The following is a 19,473-nucleotide window of genomic DNA, read 5'->3' on the forward strand; positions in this document are numbered from 1 at the left end:
TTTAAAAATATCTTTGTGAAGAATTTTGCTAACAATTTTTTAGTATTGTTAGCAAAATTTTTAAATACTATAATCGCTATAACCACTAGTTAAATGAAGCAATTTGCAGCTATTTTCTAGTAAAGCTATCTCTTTTGCAAGAAGCTGAGGGCTTCTGCTGTATGCATAAATACCATATCCTTTAACGATAATAATGTTTGTATTTTTTTCAACCATATATCTATAAATTTCAGTTTCTGCACGCTCATACCAGTCGTCATATTGTTTTGGATCATAGACTAAAATTTCATTAAATCTCATATATCCAAAATAATCTTTCGGTACTATTTTTTCATGTTTCATTGCGTAGGCAGTTGCGTATGGTGGCATCGCGTAGCAAACAAATCTCGCCTCATTTATATTTTTATAAATATTTAAGTGTATATCAGCATCAAGACTAGCTTCATTCCAACGATAGTCTTTTTTTGATGAAAGAAGCGTCAAGTCATCATCTTTTAAATTATCAAAAATAGCATTTTGTTTATTGATTATAAATTGATTTTTTTCGACTCTTGCTGAAATCGAGCCGTGAAAGACGCCAAAAAAATTCTTTCTAAACATAGAAAGTGATATTGTTTTTATCTCATTTATTGAGTGTTCTAGCTCCATTTTTTCTCCTACGTTTAAGCGATTATATTTAAGCTATCTTAAAATTTATGTAAAATTTTACGTAATGATAGCTTTTTAAGTAAAATTTCGATAAATTTTCCACACTATTTACTATAAAGAGGCAGTGTTGCAAAGTCCACATATCAGTGTTTTACTTGATGAAGTTCTATCTTTTTTTAAAAATTTAAATGGAAATTTTATAGATTGCACGCTTGGATATGCCGGACATTCTAGTGCCATTTTATCTCAAAATGAAAATTTAAATTTAATTGCCTGTGATAGAGATAATGAAGCTATAAATTTTTCACTAAAAAAACTTGAGCCATTTGGTAGTAGGGTTAAAATTTATAAAAGTAACTTCTCTGAATTGACTAGCAAGCTAAGTCAAGAAGAAATTTTAAATGTTAGAGGAATTTTGGCTGACATCGGCGTTAGCTCACTTCAGATAGATAAAGATGATAGGGGTTTTAGTCTTGGCTCAAGCAAGCTTGATATGCGCATGGACAAAGAGCGAAATTTTAGCGCATATGACGTTGTAAATGGATACTCTTTTGACGAGTTGGTTAGAATTTTTAGAGATTATGGCGAGCTAAAAAATGCTGCTGGGATTGCGAACAAGATTATAAATGCTAGAAATTTTGGCAAGATAACGAGTGCAAAAGAGCTTGCAAATTTAATAGGTACAGCCCAGATAAAAGGGCGCGGAGTTAGCCCTGCGATACTTGCTTTTCAAGCTATCAGGATAGAGGTTAATGGTGAGTTAGATGAGCTAACAAATTTACTTGATAGTATAGAAGAATGTGGGTTTAAGGATTGTCTTGTGGCGATTATTACATTTCACTCGCTTGAAGATAGGATCGTAAAAGAGCGCTTTAAAAAGTGGGCAAATAGTTGTATATGCCTACCTGGTGTTTATAAATGTGAGTGCGGAAATAACCATGAACTAGGCGAAATTTTGACCAAAAAGCCACTAACGGCAAGCCAAAATGAGCTAAAGATAAACTCACGAAGCAAGAGTGCAAAACTACGGGTTTTTAAGATAAAGGGATAAAGATGCAAGAAAAAGAAGAGCTATTATCACTTCACGATGAGGAGCAAAAACGTGAGGTAAATTTAAGCTTTAAGACATTAGTGATGGTCTATTTAGCTGTTTTTGTAGCTCTAGCTATATTTTTGCCAAAAATTTACATAGCGAATCAAATTTATTATATAAGTAGAGACATAGCGGACATTAGCGGTAAACGAGATATGCTTTTAGAGGAAAATAGAGCTCTTAATATAAAGCTTGAAAATTTACGTTATAAAAATCAAATTTTAAACAATATGCAAGAACGCCAATGGAAATAACTGAACATTTAAAGCTTTATTTATTCTCATCTAAATTTTGGCGATTCAATTATATTGGCAAATAATATAGCCATTTTGTATATAACTGCACAAAAATAAAATTAGCTCGATAAAAAAAGCCTAGGTTAACTTGCTAATTACTTTCTTTTTGAGAGATTAGCTTTTCATATATATATTGTTCTAAATCTTTTTTTGATATGTCATTTTTTATAGCAGTATTATAAATTTCTTCGACCTTGCTTGAGTATTTTTCATAGCTAAAATAAGGAAAGTGCACACTCCAGGCTTTCTTGATAAGATCGTGGCTTATCTCTCTTCTTGCCCAAACTTTAAACATATCAAAGCCAATAAAAACGGCCGAAGTGACGACAGCAGTCGCTATTATCGATATATGCGCGTCAGTTTTTGCTAAAAAATGATGCGTGATGATTAACAATGGAAATAAAATGACAAAACAGATAAGTGCGTAAATCTGATAGAGCTTGATGTGGTTAAATCTAAAATTTAGCTTTGCTCCATCTATTAGCATACCTTCGTTAAAAAGGGCATTTGCTTCAAGTAGATCCCTGAATAAAACTGGCTGTTTTGAAACAAAAAAAACGTTTTTTATGATTCTATCTTTTAAGGTTTCTTGCATTTTTTATAGACTTTTTACCTTTGAAATTTTGACTCATTATATCTAAGAATCTATAAATTCAAACAAAATTAGATACAATTTGCCCAAAATTTAAGGAGCTAAAAATGGCAGATCAAGCTTTGCAAACCGTCTTTTTAAACGGAGAATTTTTGCAAAAAGACGAGGCAAAAGTTAGTGCTTTTGATAGAGGATTTATATTTGGCGATGGAATTTATGAGGTTGTGCCTGTGATAAATTCAAAAATGGTTGATAAAGATGGATTTTGGGCGAGATTTGAAAGAAGCTTAAATGAAATAGATATAAGCTTACCCTATGAAAAGGAAAAATTTGAAGCAATTTTAAAAGAGATAATCACTAAAAACGCCTTAAAAGAAGGCGGAATTTACATGCAAGTAACAAGAGGCGTGGCGTTTAGAAATTTCTATTTTATGGAAAATTTAACACCAAGCGTCTTTATTTTCTGTTACGAGAGTGAAATTTTAAATAATCCTGCCGCAAAAACTGGCATAAAGGTCGTAAGTGTCGAGGATATCAGGTGGAAAAGGCGTGACATCAAGTCTATCTCACTTCTGGCTCAGTGCTACGCTAAAAACGAGGCTCACAAAAAAGGCGCAGACGAGGGCTTTATGGTGGAAAATGGTTTTGTTACAGAGGGTTGTAGCTCGAGCGCTTTTATCATCAAAGATAAAACCCTCATCACCAAGCCACTTTCAAATGAAATTTTGCCAGGAATTCGCCGTATGAGGCTTTTAAAGATCGCTAAAGATATTGGCCTTAAGATAGAGGAGCGAAAATTTAGCATGGATGAAGTTTATAGTGCCGATGAGGTCTTTATCTCGGCTGCGACGCTCATACTATTACCAGTCGTTTATGCTGATGGCAAGGCGATAAATGGTGCAAAAGTAGGAGAAATTTCAAGCAAACTTCGTGAAATTTATGCTGGTGAACTTTTAAAAGAAGCTGGACTTTGAGAGAAAAAATCTTAATAAGTGCTTGCCTAGTCGGCATAAATTGTAAATTTAACGGCGAAAATAATCTTTTAAATAAAGATGTTTTAGATGAAATTTCAAAGAGATTTCATCTGCTTTTTGTTTGTCCTGAAGTTTATGGTGGACTTAGCACGCCAAGAGAACCGGCTGAGATGAAAAATGGTATGGTTGTTTGTAAATTTTCAGGTAAAGATGTGAGTGAAAATTTCAAAAATGGAGCAGAAATTTGCCTAAAGATAGCCAAACTAAATGGTTGTAAAAAGGCTATTTTAAAATCAAAAAGTCCAAGTTGTGGAAGTGGGCAAATTTATGACGGAAGTTTTAGTAGGAGGCTTATTTTAGGCGATGGCATCACAGCAAAACTACTAAAAGAAAATGAAATTTTAGTTTACAGCGAAGATGAGATAGAGCGGCTTGATGTTTGATAGGCTAAAAGACAACATTATACTTGAGGTGATTTTTAAGTACATCATCTTGTTGCTGCTTTTTATCTGTGTGATCGGTCTTTTTATGAGTGGCGTTCTTTTCTTAAATGGAGAGATGAGTGAAAATTCGCTGAATTTACACATTTTCTTTGGTTTTAGTTTGGTTGTTTTGACGATTGTCCATAGTTATGTTAAGAAGAAAAAGTTAAAGAAATTAAGCCTTGAGTTTAAAAATATATTAAATCACAAGCCAGTGCAGATGGATTGTAACACTACTAGATTTTTAAACGCTCTAAATGATGTAAAAGTGGGTGAGCTTTCAAAGAAATTTGGCTCTGATATTGTAGAAATTTTAAAATCAAATGACATAAAAGTAAAAAGCGAGAATGAGACTATGAAACAAATTTGTAAAAACAACGATGAAAAGATGTTTTATGTTTTTGTTTTGATTGTAGAAGCTATTTTTAAGGATAAGGAAATAAATTGAAAAAGGGTATATTTTTAGCATTTAGTGTTGCTTTGTTTTTGGGATGTTCGCAGACCCAGCCAAAGCCAAGTGTGCAAAATTCTTTACCAGATGAAAATGTATATAGACCAAATGAACGCATTAGTTTGCTTGATTTTGAAATGAAGCAAGATACCTCGTCACTACCGCAAAATATGCAAAGTGCAAGCTTTGACCAAGAAGAAATTTTAAAAAGAAGGTTTAAGGTTTTTACATTAAGGGGCGTAAAATTTAATCCAAACGATGTCTTTTGGGCATTTAATATATATAAGCCAAGCGAAAAGAGAAAGTATTTTGGCTCAAATTTTAGACAGATACCTCAAAGCTGGTTTGACGCACAAAAGGACAATGCAAATTTTTCAGCTCTTTCAAGCATCTCTGCTTATGCTCTAACTTCGGCAAACACAGCTTTAAGAAATTTTCCAACCGATGAGCCGATATTTTTAAATCCGCAAACTCCAGGCGAGGGCTATCCGTTTGATTATCTACAAGAATCAACCCTAAGCATCGCTCATCCACTTTTTGTCTCGCATCTTTCTAAAGACAGAGCATGGGCATTTGTTAGCGATGATGCGGTTTGGGGCTGGGTAAAGGTCGAGGATATTAAATTTATAAGCGACGATGAGGCAAATGCCTATCAAAAGTCAAGTTTTGTGACTATAAAAACGGATAAAATGCCAGTTTATGACAAGGCCGGAAATTTCTTGTTTTACTCAAGAGTTGGAGCGATACTGCCTGTTTTGGCGCAGGATAGTAAAAACTACTACGGTAAAATTTATGTGAGAAATCTCTTGAGAGAATTTGTGTTGCCAAAGTCTGTTGGCGCTCTTTTTCCTCTTAAATTTAATGACTCAAATCTAAAAACAATTATTAGCTCCCTTCTTACTCAGCCTTATGGTTGGGGTGGGGTCGATAAGCTAAGGGATTGCTCGCTTTTTACCAAAGATTTGCTAGCAAGTTTTGGCGTGTGGTTGCCTAGAAACTCAAGGGCTCAAGCAAATATGGGACAAAAATTTGATCTAAAAGGACTTAGTAATGCTGCTAAGACAAAAGAGATAAAAGAAAAAGGTGTGCCATATCTTACGCTTGTGCATCTGCCAGGACATATCATGCTTTACGCTGGATACAAGGGCGATGATATATATGTGGTGCATGATGCTTGGGGGCTAAAAACTGAAAATAATGGCAGAGCGTTAATCGGTGCTACGGCAGTAACTACGTTAAACATCGGACAAAACAGAAGCGACATACAAAACTCAAATTTGCTCATTTCAAAAGTCGATTCTATAAATGTGATAAAGCCAGAAAATGTAATAAACGATAAAGCTAGAAAAATTTCAGCTTTACAAAGGGCTTATGGTGTTAAGGTTGAGGATAATTTGATCAAATTCGGTGATGGAACAATATTTGTCTATGATGACTTTAAACAAAAAGATGATGAGTGTAGTATTGGTGCTGATATAGAGGATATGAATGCGCTTGATTACGCTGCATTTTCGCCACTTAGCACCGCACTAAGTGATGCTGGCAGATGTAGAAACTACGAGCTTTTAGGCAAAATTTATGGCTCAAGCGAGAGCGAGGTAAAAGCAAATTTGGTAGATGTCGTTTGGCTAAAAGATAGCCTTGCGCTAAAGTTACAATTTAATTCTAAAAATGGAGCCGTAGCCGCCTTGCAAGATGTTAGTAACGAGCTAAACGATATGGTAAAAAGTGATGCGAGTTTGCTTGAGTATTTAAAAGATCCAGGTGGGACATTTAAATGGCGCATCATCGCTGGCACAAACCGCTTGAGCGCTCACAGCTACGGCATTGCGATCGATATAAATGTAAAAAAGAGCCACTACTGGCAGTGGAGCAAGGGCTATGAGAATTTGATCCCTGAAAAGATTGTCCGAGTATTTGAAAAGCATAAATTTATCTGGGGCGGACGCTGGAAACACTTTGATACGATGCACTTTGAGTATCGCCCAGAGATGTTTGAGTAGATGAAAGAGCAAATTTTAGAAATTTTATCTCGCTCAAACGTCTTTTTAACAGGTGGCGGAGGTGTTGGCAAGAGCTATCTAACGGCCTCCATCATCAGACACTACAAAGAAAATTTTAAAAATGTCATAATCCTTGGCTCAACTGGCATAAGTGCTGTTAGCCTTGGGGGCGTGAGCTTGCATAGTTTTTTTAAATTTGGCTACTGCAAGGACTACGAGGAGCTAAGACGGCTTGACTACCGCCAAAAAGATAAGCTAAGCAAGCTACGAAATATGCTAGACGCTTGCGATCTGCTTGTAATTGATGAAATTTCAATGGTGAGCTCAGATTTAATGGAGATGATAAGATACCGCTTGCTTACATCTAAATTTAAGGGCAGGGTGCTCATAGTGGGTGATTTTTATCAGCTTCCACCAGTGCAAAAAGAGCAAAATGAGAGCAAACTTTTTAACTTTTTATACGCCTTTAACTCCAGTGCGTGGGAGGATATGAAATTTACAAATGTTGAGCTACTAGTCTCAAAACGCACAAATGATCTTAAATTTTATGAAATTCTCTCTAGACTGCGAGTAGGCGAGCTAGATGATGAAATAATGAGCTATATAGAGAGTTTAAGAGTGGCCAAGATAGAGCCAGATGATGATACGAGTGTGCTTTTTGGTAGAAATGCCGAGGCTGAAATGCTAAATCAAAAAAGGCTTTCAGAACTTGACACGCCACTTGAAATTTCAAACTCGGATGTGAGCATTTTGGATGAAAATTTAGATAAAAAAGAGTTTGAAAAATGGGCAAATACACTAAATATCTCAAGGGATTTGGAGATGAAGATAGGCGCTAAGATTATCTTTACGTCAAATAAATGGGGTGAGTACTATAACGGCGAGCAAGGCAAGATCATGCAAATTTTAAAAGAAAATGGCATCATCTCAAGCGTGATCGTGAAAAAAGATAGCGGCGAAATTTGTGAGATAGAAAAAGCCGCTTATATATTTAGTTCGTTAAATTTAAACGAAGATGAGATCGAAGAAAATGTGCAGGCATCGCTCTATCAGTTTCCATTTAAGCTCGCTTACGCTCTAACCATCCACAAATCTCAAGGAATGAGCATAAACTCGCTCATTTGTAATATCAACCACATTTTTGCCAAAGGACAGCTCTACGTCGCACTTTCTCGCGCAGTAAATCCTAAAAATTTAAAACTTTTTTATGATAAGAAAAGTGATTTTAGGCAGCATTTAAGAAAAGTGGTTAAAATTGACGACGAAGTTAAGAAATTTTACCAAGAAAACGTATTTTTGCATATTAAGGAGAGTTTATGAAAAAGCTATTTTTAAGCCTTGCTTTTTGTGTTTTTGCATTTGCAGACGTGCTAAAAGTAAGAGATTTTCAAACAGATATCTACTCAAAAGCTGGACAAAATTTAACAAAAAAGATAAATATGAATCTTGAAGTCGTCGGACGTGATGTTGAAGAAAATGAAGCGTATGTACTTGATGCTTTAAATATAATAGTTGGTAGCTTTTACGTAGAAGATATTTTAACCTCGATGGGAAAAGAGAAATTTAAAGAGCTTTTTATAAAATACGCAGCCAAAAAGCACTCTCTTGATATCGATGATGTGCTTATCTTAAATATAAAAGTGATAAATAATCTTGAGCTAAGCGAGATCATAAAAGCAATAAAAAGCCAAAATTTATGCTCCGATCCAAGTGTTAATGAAGAGATTGTAACAAAACCAGAAAAGAAGAAAAAGGGCAATGAGATCATCATCTCGCCAGATCCAAATGATGTAGTTCAAAAGCCTATTGATCTAAATAATGTTCAAGAATTTGGAAAAGATTTTGGAGAGAAGTGAGTAAATTTGGCTAAAGCTAGCCAAATTTATTGATTTACAATGTCGTAACCTTGAGGAATGACAGGAGTTAGCGTCTCTTGTGGTATGAGTGCGTCTTTTACTGGGTTGCTTAGAGTTATTTTTATCTTATTTGAAAGCTTGTCTTTATAATCAATCGTTGTTGGAAGCGTGTTTTTAATAGTTATAAAGTACTCAACTCCATCATATATCGCCTTATAAAGTGTTGGTTGAATTTGCTCCGCATGAGCCAAGATTTGCGTCAAATTTGGTGTATCGTCAAGCTTTGAAATAATAGCTTGCTCAAGCTCGTCTTCAATCACGATCACACGCTCTTTGTTAAAATAAATTCTCTTTGGCGTTGGACTTTCATATATCCAAAGCGCAGTATTGTCGTTTTTTGCGTAAAATCTACCCTTGTAATTTATGCTTTTGCCTTCGCTAAATACAGTTTGCGTAAAGTCACTTTGAAGGCTTTTGAAATTTAAGCCAGCACCAAATGAGCAAACTGCAACGAGAGATGCAACTAGAAATTTTCTCATTTTTTATCCTTTTTTGGCGTATTCTAGCCCAGTTTAATTAAATAAATAGTTAAACTATGCTAAGATCCAAAGTTTAAAAATTTAGGAAGGTAAAGTAATGATTTCATCGGTATTTAGAAAGATTTTTGGCACCAAAAACGATAGAGAAGTCAAAAAATATATAAAACGTGTGGCGCAGATAAATGCGCTAGAGCCTATTTATGAGAAGATGAGCGACGATGAGCTTAAGATAAAATTTAACGAGCTTAAATCCCAAGTCGTCGAAGAAAAAGTCACTTTAGATGAAATTTTAAATGATGTTTTTGCGATCGTTAGAGAGGCTAGCAAAAGGGTGCTTAAGATGCGCCATTTTGACGTACAGCTAATAGGCGGCATGGTGCTAAACGAGGGCAGGATCGCTGAGATGAAAACAGGCGAGGGTAAGACCTTGGTAGCAACTTTGCCAGTTATCTTAAATGCGATGAGTGGCAAGGGCGTGCACGTAGTAACCGTAAATGACTACCTTGCAAAGCGTGACGCGACGCAAATGGGCGAGCTTTATAACTTTTTAGGCTTAAGTGTCGATGTGATACTAAGCGGCGGATACGATGATAACGTAAGACAAGCTGCTTATAACGCCGACGTAACATACGGCACAAATTCAGAATTTGGCTTTGACTATTTACGCGACAATATGAAATTTGAAGCTGGTCAAAAGGTGCAAAGAGGCCATAACTTCGTTATCGTAGACGAAGTCGATAGTATCTTGATAGATGAGGCTAGAACACCGCTTATAATATCAGGTCCAACAAATCGCACACTTGATGGCTACATAAGAGCCGATCAGGTCGCAAAACAGCTTACTAGAGGTACTCCAGCTGATCCAAACGTGCCAGGCTCAAAGCCAACGGGGGATTTTATAGTAGATGAAAAAAATAGAACGATAATGATCACAGAAGCTGGTATAAGCAAGGCTGAAAAGCTCTTTGGAGTTGAAAATTTATATAACCTTGAAAATGCCATACTAAGCCACCATCTAGACCAAGCCCTAAAAGCTCACAATCTCTTTGAAAAAGACGTTCATTATGTCGTAAAAGATGGCGAGGTAGTTATTGTTGATGAATTTACTGGACGTCTAAGCGAAGGCAGGCGCTTTAGTGAGGGACTTCACCAAGCACTTGAAGCAAAAGAGGGTGTAAAAATCCAAGAAGAGAGCCAAACGCTAGCTGATACAACATACCAAAACTACTTTAGGATGTATAAAAAGCTTGCGGGTATGACTGGTACGGCTCAAACTGAGGCCACTGAGTTTTCTCAAATTTATAACCTTGAAGTTATCTCGATCCCTACAAATTTACCAGTTAAAAGAATTGATCAAAACGATCTTATCTATAAAACTCAAAATGAGAAATTTAAAGCAGTTATTGATGAGGTTAAAAAAGCTCATGAAAAAGGTCAGCCAGTGCTTGTGGGAACTGCAAGTATCGAGCGCAGCGAGGTGCTTCACGAGATGCTTAAAAAAGCTGGTATCCCACACTCTGTGCTAAATGCTAAAAATCACGAAAAAGAGGCCGAGATCATCGCTCAAGCTGGTGTAAAAGGTGCTGTGACTATCGCTACAAACATGGCTGGACGTGGTGTTGATATCAGGATCGATGATGAGGTTAGAAATTTAGGCGGTCTATATATCATCGGCACTGAAAGGCATGAGAGTAGAAGGATAGATAATCAGCTTCGTGGTCGTGCTGGACGTCAGGGTGACCCTGGTATGAGTAGATTTTACCTAAGCTTAGAGGACAATCTTTTAAGAATTTTTGGCAGCGACCGCATAAAGGCGATCATGGATAGGCTCGGTATCGACGAGGGCGAGAGTATCGAGAGCCGCATGGTGACAAGAGCTGTTGAAAATGCTCAAAAGAAAGTCGAGAGCTTGCACTTTGAGGCTAGAAAGCACTTACTTGAGTATGACGATGTGGCAAATGAGCAAAGAAAAACCATCTACAAATACCGCGACGAGCTACTTGATAAAAACTACGATATGAGCGAAAAGATAGCTCAAAATAGAAAAGAGTACGCTGCAAATTTACTTGATACGGCTGAAATTTTCCATGGCGGCTTGAAAGATGACTTTGATATTAAAAATTTATGCTCTATCATCCTTGCAGATTGTGGCGAAGAGATAGACGAGAGCGAGCTAAAAGGCCTAGAGTATGATGAGCTAATAGATAAGCTTGCGCAAATTTTTGAAGTAAGATATAACGAAAAAATGAGCGTTCTAAATGAAGATCAAAGAAAAGAGATAGAGAAAATTTTATACCTTCAAGTGCTTGATAATGCGTGGAGAGAGCACCTTTATCAAATGGATATCCTAAAAACTGGTATCGGACTTAGAGGGTATAATCAAAAAGATCCGCTTGTTGAATACAAAAAAGAGAGCTATAACCTCTTTATGGAGCTAGTTAGCAGGCTAAAAAGTGAGAGTGTTAAGACGCTTCAGGTTGTAAGATTTAAGAGCCGTGAGGAGCAAGAGGAACAAGCTAAAATGATGCTTGAAGCTAGTCAAAATGCTGAAAATGAAAATTTAAGCTACAACAACCAAGGCGGAGATGAAAATTTCACACCAGAAAAAAAGATACCAAGAAACGCTCCATGCCCTTGTGGAAGCGGTAAAAAATATAAAGATTGCCACGGCAAAAGTGGCCCTAAAAAAGGCATATTTGCTTAAAATTTCTACTTTTAAGGCGTGTAAAGCGCCTTAATCTTTTAAAGGCTATTTGATGACAAGCTTACCAAAGTACCTACTTTTTAAATATTTAAGATTTGATAAAACTCAGCCATTTATCACTCTAAGTGCCTTGCTTGCCTTTCTTGGTGTTAGCATCGGACTTATGGTCTTAATCGTTGCGATGGCGATTATGAATGGATTTGATAAAGAATTTGAGCGCAAACTTTTTACGATGAACTATCCAATAACCGTTCAAAGCGCCTTTAAGGGCTCTATTGATGATGGCTTTGTAGATGAGCTAAAGGCTAGATTTAGCGACCTAAAATTTAGTCCATTTATAAGCACACAGGTCATTTACCGCTCGGCAAATGCACTTGAGGGCGGACTGGTTTATGGCGTAAATTTTAAAGATGAAAAGCAGATAAACTCGGTTGTAAATGAAGCTTTAAAAGATAAAGAGCTAGAGGGCTTTGAGATACTTGTGGGAAGTGGCATAACGAGTGAGTTTAGACTAAGAAGCGATGAGAAACTAACGCTTATCTTTACAAAGGCCGATCCAGCTGGCTTTTCGCTAACGCCAAAGATGAAGCGCTTTGACATCGGTGGCTCATTTACATCTGGGCTAATCGCCTATGACAAGGCATTTTCATATACTTCGGTTGATGCTTTGAGGAAAATTTTGGACTATCCAAAAGGCGTTTATGATGGAATTCATATCTTTTCAAGTAAGCCATTTGATGATATAAAAAGAGTGCGTGAGGGACTTCCGGCTGGCACGGTTGCTATTGGCTGGTGGGAGCAAAATGGCAACTTTTTCTCAGCGCTCGCACTTGAAAAACGAGCACTTTTTATCGTTTTGATGCTAATCATCCTTGTGGCGTCGCTAAATATCATAAGCTCGCTACTAATGACTGTGATGAACCGCAGGCAGGAGATCGCCTTGCTTCTAGCGCTTGGAGCTAGTAAAGGCGAGATAAAAAGAAGCTTCTTTTATCAAGGGCTAGTTATCGGCGGAGGTGGCATTATATTTGGCTTGATACTTGGCTTTTTAGGGCTATTTTTACTTGGAAATTTCAACATTATAGACTTGCCAGCTGACGTTTATGGCTCAAGTAAACTGCCATTAGAACTTTCTTTGATTGACTTTATGCTTATAATCATTGGGGCCATTTTTATCGTTGCTATATCGTCTTATTATCCAGCTAAAAAAGCCACAGAAGTAAATGTGCTTCAAACTTTAAGAAATGAGTAGAGCCTAGAGATTTAGGCTTGCTCATTGCTTGTAAAAGTTATTTTTAAAAGATTATTTTAAAACTGGCATAAACTAGTAAAAATTATAGGATAAATTTATACTTTTACGCTCTTATATCATGATCGATTTTGCATTGAAGAGCCTCGTGTACGAGTGTTTTTGCCATGACACGCTCTTCATTTATTAGGTGAAAATTTTTACCTAGCTCACCAAAGATATCTTTATTACCCTCGCCATTTATTTTTATTATAGTTTGGGTATTTACGCCGTAGTCTTTTATCTTTTGCGCGATGAGCTCCACTCTTTGCTCATTATTAACAGTTATAATAACAGCAGCTGCATCGCTTAGGCAGGCATTTTCAAGTGTGTGGCTTTGAAGAACGTTACCTAAAAATACATTTTCCCCACGGCTCCTGCCAAGCTCAACTAGACTAATATCATTATCAAGCACAAGATATAAAAGCTTTGTCTCTTTTAGTCTCAAAACGACTTCTTGTCCAAGCCTTTCATAACCAAAGACTACGATGTGATTTTTTATTTTTTGCGGCTTTAGTGTTTCATTTGGTTCAACAACGATCTCACGTTCTATGAGGTCTGCTATTGCGTCTAGTTTTTTAAGTATAAAAGGCGTAGCAAACATCGATACAACTGAGGCTGCGATAAAAATTTGAGCAGTTTGTATATCAAGCAAATTTCTAGTAGTCATTAGTCCAAAAACAGCTAGTGCAAATTCGCCTATTTGACAAACACTAAGTGCAGTTTTTGCAGCAACTCTTCGCTTTAAGTAGATGTTTAAGATAGCAAAAACGACAACTGCTTTTATCACCATGACACTAAATACTAGGCCAAGAACAAGCCAGATGTTTGAGATAACGACAGCAAAATTTATCTGCATACCAACGGTTATGAAAAATAGCCCTAACAGCAAATCTCTAAAAGGTATGAGATCAACTTCGATTTGGTGTTTATATTGTGTCTCTGCCATCATCATACCGGCCAAAAATGCACCCAAAGAGTATGAGAAGCCAAAGAAGTGAGCCAAAGTACTAGAGCCAACGACCATAAATAAAATCGTAGCTATAAAAACCTCTTGCGAATTTGTTTGAATGACTTTATAAAATATCCAGTTGATGACATATTTGCCAAGTAAAAATAGCACAACAATAAGAATAATCGCACTTGTAAATGTCTTTAGTAAAAGCTCATTTATCGAGGCATCTTGCGAGCTAAACATATCTATCATAAGCAAAATAGGAATGACTGCAATATCTTGAAATAGTAAAATTCCAAGTGCTTTTCTGCCGTAAATTTTACTCACATCGCCACTATCGTTTAGCGTCTTTAGCACGATCGCAGTTGATGAGAGTGCAAGCGCAAGACCTGCAATAAGTGCCGTTTCGTCTTTTAAGTGAAGGGCGTAATAAAGCATCACACCCATTATAAAGCCACTTAAACAAACCTGTAAGCCGCCGTTTAAAAAGACCTCTTTTTTCATGCCCATTAGGTGCTTAAAACTAAACTCAAGCCCAATGGTAAACATCAAAAATGCGATACCAAATTCCGCGATATGAGAAATTTCATCATTGCTTTTTAGGTTAAAAAATTCTGATATAAGCGTACCTGTTACGATGTAGCCGATGATGGTTGGTATCTGAAATTTTTTAAAAATGACATTTAATGCGACTGAGATCGCTGCAACAAGCAAGAAACCTTCTAAAATTTGTTCCATAAATTATTTTTTACCTTCGTAAAATACAAGATCAAAGCTATTTTTTCTCTTTACGAGCGATCTTTTTGTGCTAGTTTGGCTGGTAACTTCGTGCAATTTTTTATTTAGCTCATCAATAGTTGATTCTAAATCGTCAATTTTTTCTTTCAATTGAAGTATCACATCAACGCCAGCTAAATTTACACCTAGTTCACGGGTTAAATTTAGTATAGTTTTTACGCGATCAACGTCTTTTTGTGAGTAGAGCCTCATCTTGCCATCTGTTCTTGATGGCTCGATAAGTCCCTCTCTTTCATACTGTCTTAAAGTTTGTGGATGTATGCTTAAAACCTTTGCAACAACGCTTATTAAAAAAAGTGGTTCTTCATAATTTTGCATTTTTTACTCCGGTAATTTTTCTTTTAACTCTTTTACTAAGCCTTCATCAAGCTCACTAATATTTGGAAGTTTTACCCTGGCTTTTAAGTAAAGATCCCCATAAATTCCGCTCTTTCTATTTTGCACACCATATCCTTTTAAGCGGATCTTTGTGCCTGTTTTTGAGTTCTCAGTGATTTTAATAGTGACATCTTTTTTGTAAGTATGTACATCGACTTTTCCGCCAAAAAGCATAGTTTTTAGTGGAATTTCTATATCTTTATAAAGATCGTCTCCGACTCTTTCATATTCGTCGCTTGGCTCAACGCTAATAGCAAGTATAAGATCGCCTTTTTGACCACCAGCGCTTTTACCTTTGCCTTTTACACGAAGTTTCTCGCCGCCTTCTATGCCACTTGGAATTTTTATCTTAATACTTTCGCCATTAAAATTTATCTTATGTTCACCGCCAGTTACAGCTACGTTAAATGGTATAGAAATTTTTGCATTTACGTCTAGATCAGCTCCGCCAAAGCCAAATCCACCACTACTAAATCCGTCAAATCCTCCAAAATTACTACCAAATCCACTGCTAAATTTAGCTCCACCGCCACCAAAGCCACCTGAGAAGATATTCTTTAAAATTTCATTTAGATCGCCCATATCGGCTGAACTATTAGCAAAGTCGTGGAAATTTTGACCGCCAAACATAGTATCGCCGTACTGGTCGTATTGAGCTCGTTTTTTATCGTCGCTTAAAATTTCATAAGCAGCATTTATCTCTTTAAATTTATCTTCTGCTCCAGGGTCTTTATTGATATCTGGGTGGTATTTTCTAGCAAGTTTTCTATAAGCTTTTTTTATCTCGTCGCTTGAGGCACCCTTTGAAACCCCTAAAGTCTCATACAAGCTTTCACTCATATATTCTCCTTATATTTTTTTGATACGGATTATATCACAAAGCTTTAGTCTATGCAAGTCAAGTTTATTTTTGTTTAATAACAAGAAAAAGTGTTAAGATTTTATTTTTTCACTATATTTATAATTTGCAAAAATTTTTAGTTTAAAGGAAAAAAATGAAAAAGATTGTGCTAATTTCATTAGTGGCAGCTTCTTTTTTAGTGGGGGCTGATATTAAATTTAATGAAGCTAACTCTAATATCACGAGAGTCTCGCCACTTAGCGATAAAAATAGCGTACTTTCTTATTATGACTCGATCGCTCAGGCAAAGCTTTCAGTTGTAAATATCTCGACTACAAAAACAGTAAATAACGCTGGCATTGAGCAGATGTTTAATGACCCTTTCTTCAATGAATTTTTTGGATTTAACTTTGCAAAACCAAAAGAAAAAGAAAAAACTACTTCGCTTGGCTCTGGTGTTATCATCTCAAATGATGGATATATCGTTACAAACAATCACGTTATAGAAGATAGCGATCAAATAGTAGTAACTCTTGCAAATGGTGGCAAAGAATTTAAAGCCAAATTAATAGGCAGCGATCCAAAAACCGATCTAGCCGTCGTAAAGATAGAAGCAAACGGACTAAATGCGGTCACTTTTGCAGACTCATCAAAGCTGCTTGATGCAGACGTTGTATTTGCTATAGGAAATCCATTTGGCGTTGGTGAAAGTATCACTCAAGGTATCATTTCAGGGCTAAATAAAGATAATATCGGACTTAATCAATATGAAAATTTTATCCAAACAGACGCCTCGATAAATCCTGGCAACTCAGGCGGCGCTTTAGTTGATAGCAGGGGATATTTAGTCGGAATAAACTCAGCCATACTTTCAAAAAGTGGTGGTAATAACGGCATTGGCTTTGCGATCCCATCAAATATGGTAAAAGATATCGCTAAAAAGCTGATAACTGACGGTAAGATCGAGCGTGGCTTTATCGGCGTTACGATTGCAAATTTAACTGATGAGCAAAAAGAGCTTTACACAAATAAAGAAGGTGCTTTAATAAGCGGCGTAGAGCAAGGCATGCCAGCAGATGAAGCTGGACTAAAAAGAGGTGATTTGGTCATATCAGCTAATGATAAAGTTATCAAAAATGCAAATGATCTTAAAAATTTCATCGGCTCACTAACTCCAAATAGCAGCGTTGATATAACTTACGAGCGATCAAATAAAATAATGAATGCAAAAATTAAGCTTGCAAACGCTGATCACAATTCAAAAGACATAGCAAAAAGCATTATAATCGAAGGACTTAGCGTTAGTAATCTAAGCGATGAGATAAGATATAAATACAAAATCAGCCCAGATACTCAAGGCGTGCTAGTAACTGATGTGAAATCTGGCTCAAAAGCTGAAGACTTTGGCTTTGAAAGAGGTGATGTGATCGTTCAAGTTGGCGAAGAGAGTATAAAAGATCTTCAAACATTTGCAAATACTGTCAAAAATACAAAAGGTAAAAAGACGCTAGTGTGGATAAATCGCGGCGGTATCATACAAGGCCTTGTTATAAAATAATCATCTAAGAGCTGAAATTTCAGCTCTTAACCCTTTTAAATTTTTAAAATCTTAATCTGCTATAATCCTTAAAAATAAATTTACAACAGGAAAGATCATGACTAGAATTTTAATGATAGAAGATGATATGGAGCTTGCTGAAATTTTAACTGAATATCTAGAAAACTACGATATTGAAGTAGTGACTGCCGAAGAGCCATATATCGGACTTTCTACGCTAAATACAAGTAAATTTGACCTAGTGATACTAGATCTTACATTGCCTGGTATGGATGGATTAGAAGTTTGTAAAGAGATTAGGAAAAATCACAATATTCCTATTATCATATCAAGTGCAAGACATGATATAACGGATAAGGTAAATGCTCTTGATAACGGAGCAGATGATTATTTGCCAAAGCCATATGACCCACAAGAGCTTTTGGCTCGTATCAAAAGTCATCTAAGAAGGCAGAGTATCACCCCAGCAAGTGAGGCGAGAAATTTAAATAAAGACCTGGTTTTAAAAGAATTTGAACATGAAATTTTATTTAAAGGTAGCATCTTAAATTTAACTGCTGCAGAATACGATATCTTAAAATATCTACTTTTAAAAGAGGGCGGAGCGGTTACTAGAGAGGAACTCGTCTATAACTGCGAGAGCATAAATGAAGATAGCTCAAACAAAAGTATTGACGTCATCATCGGCAGGATTCGCCAAAAATTAAATGAAAATCCAAAAGAGCCAAAATACATCCACGCTATCCGTGGTATCGGCTATAAATTGGTTCTTTGATGCCAAGATCGTCTATTTTTATAACCATAACTTTTATCTTTGCTCTTGCGCTTGTTTCGATATTTCTAGCTTTTTTGTGGCTTATGGGCTTTGATAAGCAAAACTATACAAGAGAGTTAAATAATAAATACTCAAACGTCGCTAGGACAAATTTGTTTTACATGGGTGGCATCATAAATAAAGCTCAGTACGACCGCCAGCTTTCAAATATCGATATGCCAGAGATCAAAGACGAGAAGAGAAAAGATGAAATTTTAAAACAAGCGACCGTTTTAGAAGAAATTTCAAGCGATCTAGGTTCAAGTGCGATCTTGCTTTATGATAAGCATCATTACTTAAGGATTGAGCATTTAGACGAGCTAAAACTTTTAATGGATAAAGAATTTCAGCCCTACAGATACGAGGTGATAAAGGCTGTTTTTCTGGTGGTTGCGGTCATTTTGCTAGGTGCTTATATTTTTGTCATATATAAGATAAAGCCGCTTAGAAAGCTAAAGCGTCAGATCGTAAAATTTGCAAATGGTGAGCTTGATGGCGTGCAAAATGTTGGTAACGGCAAGGATGAAATTTCTGAAGTTTCTGAAGCATTTTATGAGGCGGTTTGTCAGATCAAGGCGCTTAATGACTCAAGGCACCTTTTCTTAAGAAATATCATGCACGAGCTAAAAACTCCTATCACAAAAGGCCTAATAGCTGCTCAAATGATAGAAAAAAGCAAAAATCAAGAAAGGCTAATCTCTGTCTTTCACAAGCTTGAAAATTTAATAAACGAGCTTGCGGCGATAGAGCAGATAACATCAAAAATAGGACTTAGCAATAAAACGCCATGTTTTATGAGGGATCTCATCGATGAGGCAATCGATATAGCGATGGTCGAAAAAGAGTGTGTTGGTGTCAGTGAGCTTGATGAGGTTAGGGTGCTTGTTGATTTCAAGCTATTTTCAGTTGCTATAAAAAATATGATAGACAATGGCATAAAATATTCAACTGATAAGCACGTAAATATCGTTGTTAGCAAGGATCATATGAAATTTATAACTCAAGGCGAGAAGCTAAAAAATGATCTTGATTTTTATATCCAGCCATTTATCAAAGGAGAGGATACGCAAAAGAGTTTTGGACTAGGTTTATATATAGTTAGCAATATACTTGATGCTCATGGACTCAAATTTAGATATGAATATAAAAACGGAATGAATGTCTTTGTTTTTGAAAATTTACAAGATATAATAGTGACTTAAA

General features: G+C 36.2%; 18 protein-coding genes and 2 pseudogenes. 14 read left to right on the forward strand and 6 right to left on the reverse strand.

Annotated elements, in window-relative coordinates:
* Positions 1–60: 60 nt before the first annotated feature.
* The gene (locus tag CYP28_RS04065; RefSeq protein ID WP_103593174.1) at positions 61–648 is read right to left on the reverse strand and encodes a class II aldolase and adducin N-terminal domain-containing protein; all 588 of its coding nucleotides are present in this window, start codon (positions 646–648) and stop codon (positions 61–63) included.
* 127 nt (positions 649–775) lie between these two features.
* On the opposite strand from CYP28_RS04065, the gene rsmH reads away from it, so the two are divergent.
* Together rsmH and CYP28_RS04075 are read left to right on the forward strand one after the other, a co-directional pair.
* Positions 776–1,699: a 16S rRNA (cytosine(1402)-N(4))-methyltransferase RsmH gene (gene rsmH, locus CYP28_RS04070; RefSeq protein WP_103593175.1), complete on the forward strand. Its 924-nt coding sequence runs from the start codon at positions 776–778 to the stop codon at positions 1,697–1,699.
* A gap of 2 nt (positions 1,700–1,701) precedes the next feature.
* Positions 1,702–1,995, forward strand: a complete 294-nt coding sequence (locus CYP28_RS04075; RefSeq protein WP_103593176.1) for a hypothetical protein — start codon at positions 1,702–1,704, stop codon at positions 1,993–1,995.
* 133 nt (positions 1,996–2,128) lie between these two features.
* Here CYP28_RS04075 and CYP28_RS04080 read toward each other — a convergent pair whose 3' ends face one another.
* A complete protein-coding gene (locus CYP28_RS04080) occupies positions 2,129–2,632 on the reverse strand; it encodes a hypothetical protein (protein WP_021090515.1) in 504 nt (167 codons plus the stop codon).
* Positions 2,633–2,736: 104 nt separating this feature from the next.
* On the opposite strand from CYP28_RS04080, the gene CYP28_RS04085 reads away from it, so the two are divergent.
* Genes CYP28_RS04085 through CYP28_RS04110 form a run of 6 tightly spaced genes read left to right on the forward strand, consistent with a single transcriptional unit; the run spans position 2,737 to position 8,395 of the window.
* On the forward strand, positions 2,737–3,603 hold the full coding sequence (locus CYP28_RS04085; protein WP_103593177.1) for a D-amino acid aminotransferase: 867 nt from the start codon (positions 2,737–2,739) through the stop codon (positions 3,601–3,603).
* Positions 3,600–4,046 carry a DUF523 domain-containing protein gene (locus tag CYP28_RS04090; protein ID WP_103593178.1) on the forward strand — a complete coding sequence of 149 codons (447 nt, stop codon included), beginning with the start codon at positions 3,600–3,602 and terminating at the stop codon, positions 4,044–4,046. The genes CYP28_RS04085 and CYP28_RS04090 overlap by 4 nt, the downstream gene beginning before the upstream one ends.
* Positions 4,039–4,533 carry a chemotaxis protein gene (locus tag CYP28_RS04095; RefSeq protein WP_103593179.1) on the forward strand — a complete coding sequence of 165 codons (495 nt, stop codon included), beginning with the start codon at positions 4,039–4,041 and terminating at the stop codon, positions 4,531–4,533. The genes CYP28_RS04090 and CYP28_RS04095 overlap by 8 nt, the downstream gene beginning before the upstream one ends.
* Positions 4,530–6,539, forward strand: a complete 2,010-nt coding sequence (locus tag CYP28_RS04100) for an SH3 domain-containing protein (protein WP_103593180.1) — start codon at positions 4,530–4,532, stop codon at positions 6,537–6,539. Before CYP28_RS04095 ends, CYP28_RS04100 begins: the two co-directional genes overlap by 4 nt.
* Positions 6,540–7,859, forward strand: coding sequence for an ATP-dependent DNA helicase (locus tag CYP28_RS04105; protein ID WP_103593181.1), 1,320 nt, complete (start codon positions 6,540–6,542; stop codon positions 7,857–7,859).
* A complete protein-coding gene (locus tag CYP28_RS04110) occupies positions 7,856–8,395 on the forward strand; it encodes a hypothetical protein (protein WP_103593182.1) in 540 nt (179 codons plus the stop codon). Before CYP28_RS04105 ends, CYP28_RS04110 begins: the two co-directional genes overlap by 4 nt.
* Positions 8,396–8,421: 26 nt before the next feature.
* Here CYP28_RS04110 and lolA read toward each other — a convergent pair whose 3' ends face one another.
* Positions 8,422–8,934: a LolA-like outer membrane lipoprotein chaperone gene (gene lolA, locus CYP28_RS04115; protein ID WP_054196481.1), complete on the reverse strand. Its 513-nt coding sequence runs from the start codon at positions 8,932–8,934 to the stop codon at positions 8,422–8,424.
* A 97-nt stretch (positions 8,935–9,031) separates the two neighbouring features.
* On the opposite strand from lolA, the pseudogene secA reads away from it, so the two are divergent.
* The 3 genes and pseudogenes from secA to CYP28_RS04125 form a co-directional block, all read left to right on the forward strand.
* Positions 9,032–11,428: pseudogene (secA, locus tag CYP28_RS04120) on the forward strand (preprotein translocase subunit SecA); the annotation flags it as partial.
* Positions 11,429–11,536: 108 nt separating this feature from the next.
* A pseudogene (locus CYP28_RS10890) lies at positions 11,537–11,638 on the forward strand (SEC-C metal-binding domain-containing protein); the annotation flags it as partial.
* Between the two features lie 52 nt (positions 11,639–11,690).
* Positions 11,691–12,890: an ABC transporter permease gene (locus CYP28_RS04125; protein WP_103593184.1), complete on the forward strand. Its 1,200-nt coding sequence runs from the start codon at positions 11,691–11,693 to the stop codon at positions 12,888–12,890.
* Positions 12,891–12,993: 103 nt separating this feature from the next.
* Here CYP28_RS04125 and CYP28_RS04130 read toward each other — a convergent pair whose 3' ends face one another.
* From CYP28_RS04130 to CYP28_RS04140, 3 genes are read right to left on the reverse strand one after another with little or no spacing between them, the layout of a single operon-like run.
* Complete coding sequence (locus CYP28_RS04130) at positions 12,994–14,619, reverse strand: cation:proton antiporter (protein ID WP_021090872.1); 1,626 nt, start codon at positions 14,617–14,619, stop codon at positions 12,994–12,996.
* A gap of 3 nt (positions 14,620–14,622) precedes the next feature.
* Positions 14,623–14,997, reverse strand: a complete 375-nt coding sequence (locus CYP28_RS04135) for a heat shock protein transcriptional repressor HspR (RefSeq protein ID WP_087585761.1) — start codon at positions 14,995–14,997, stop codon at positions 14,623–14,625.
* A gap of 3 nt (positions 14,998–15,000) precedes the next feature.
* Complete coding sequence (locus CYP28_RS04140; protein WP_103593185.1) at positions 15,001–15,897, reverse strand: DnaJ C-terminal domain-containing protein; 897 nt, start codon at positions 15,895–15,897, stop codon at positions 15,001–15,003.
* A 155-nt stretch (positions 15,898–16,052) separates the two neighbouring features.
* Here CYP28_RS04140 and CYP28_RS04145 point away from each other — a divergent pair, with 155 nt between their 5' ends.
* From CYP28_RS04145 to CYP28_RS04155, 3 genes are all read left to right on the forward strand, one after another.
* Positions 16,053–17,456: a Do family serine endopeptidase gene (locus tag CYP28_RS04145; RefSeq protein ID WP_103593186.1), complete on the forward strand. Its 1,404-nt coding sequence runs from the start codon at positions 16,053–16,055 to the stop codon at positions 17,454–17,456.
* A 97-nt stretch (positions 17,457–17,553) separates the two neighbouring features.
* Complete coding sequence (locus CYP28_RS04150; protein ID WP_103593187.1) at positions 17,554–18,231, forward strand: response regulator transcription factor; 678 nt, start codon at positions 17,554–17,556, stop codon at positions 18,229–18,231.
* Positions 18,231–19,472, forward strand: a complete 1,242-nt coding sequence (locus CYP28_RS04155; RefSeq protein ID WP_072594942.1) for an ArsS family sensor histidine kinase — start codon at positions 18,231–18,233, stop codon at positions 19,470–19,472. Before CYP28_RS04150 ends, CYP28_RS04155 begins: the two co-directional genes overlap by 1 nt.
* Position 19,473: the final 1 nt, after the last annotated feature.

The organism is Campylobacter concisus, from assembly GCF_002914195.1.
Taxonomy (GTDB): Bacteria; Campylobacterota; Campylobacteria; order Campylobacterales; family Campylobacteraceae; genus Campylobacter_A; species Campylobacter_A concisus_M.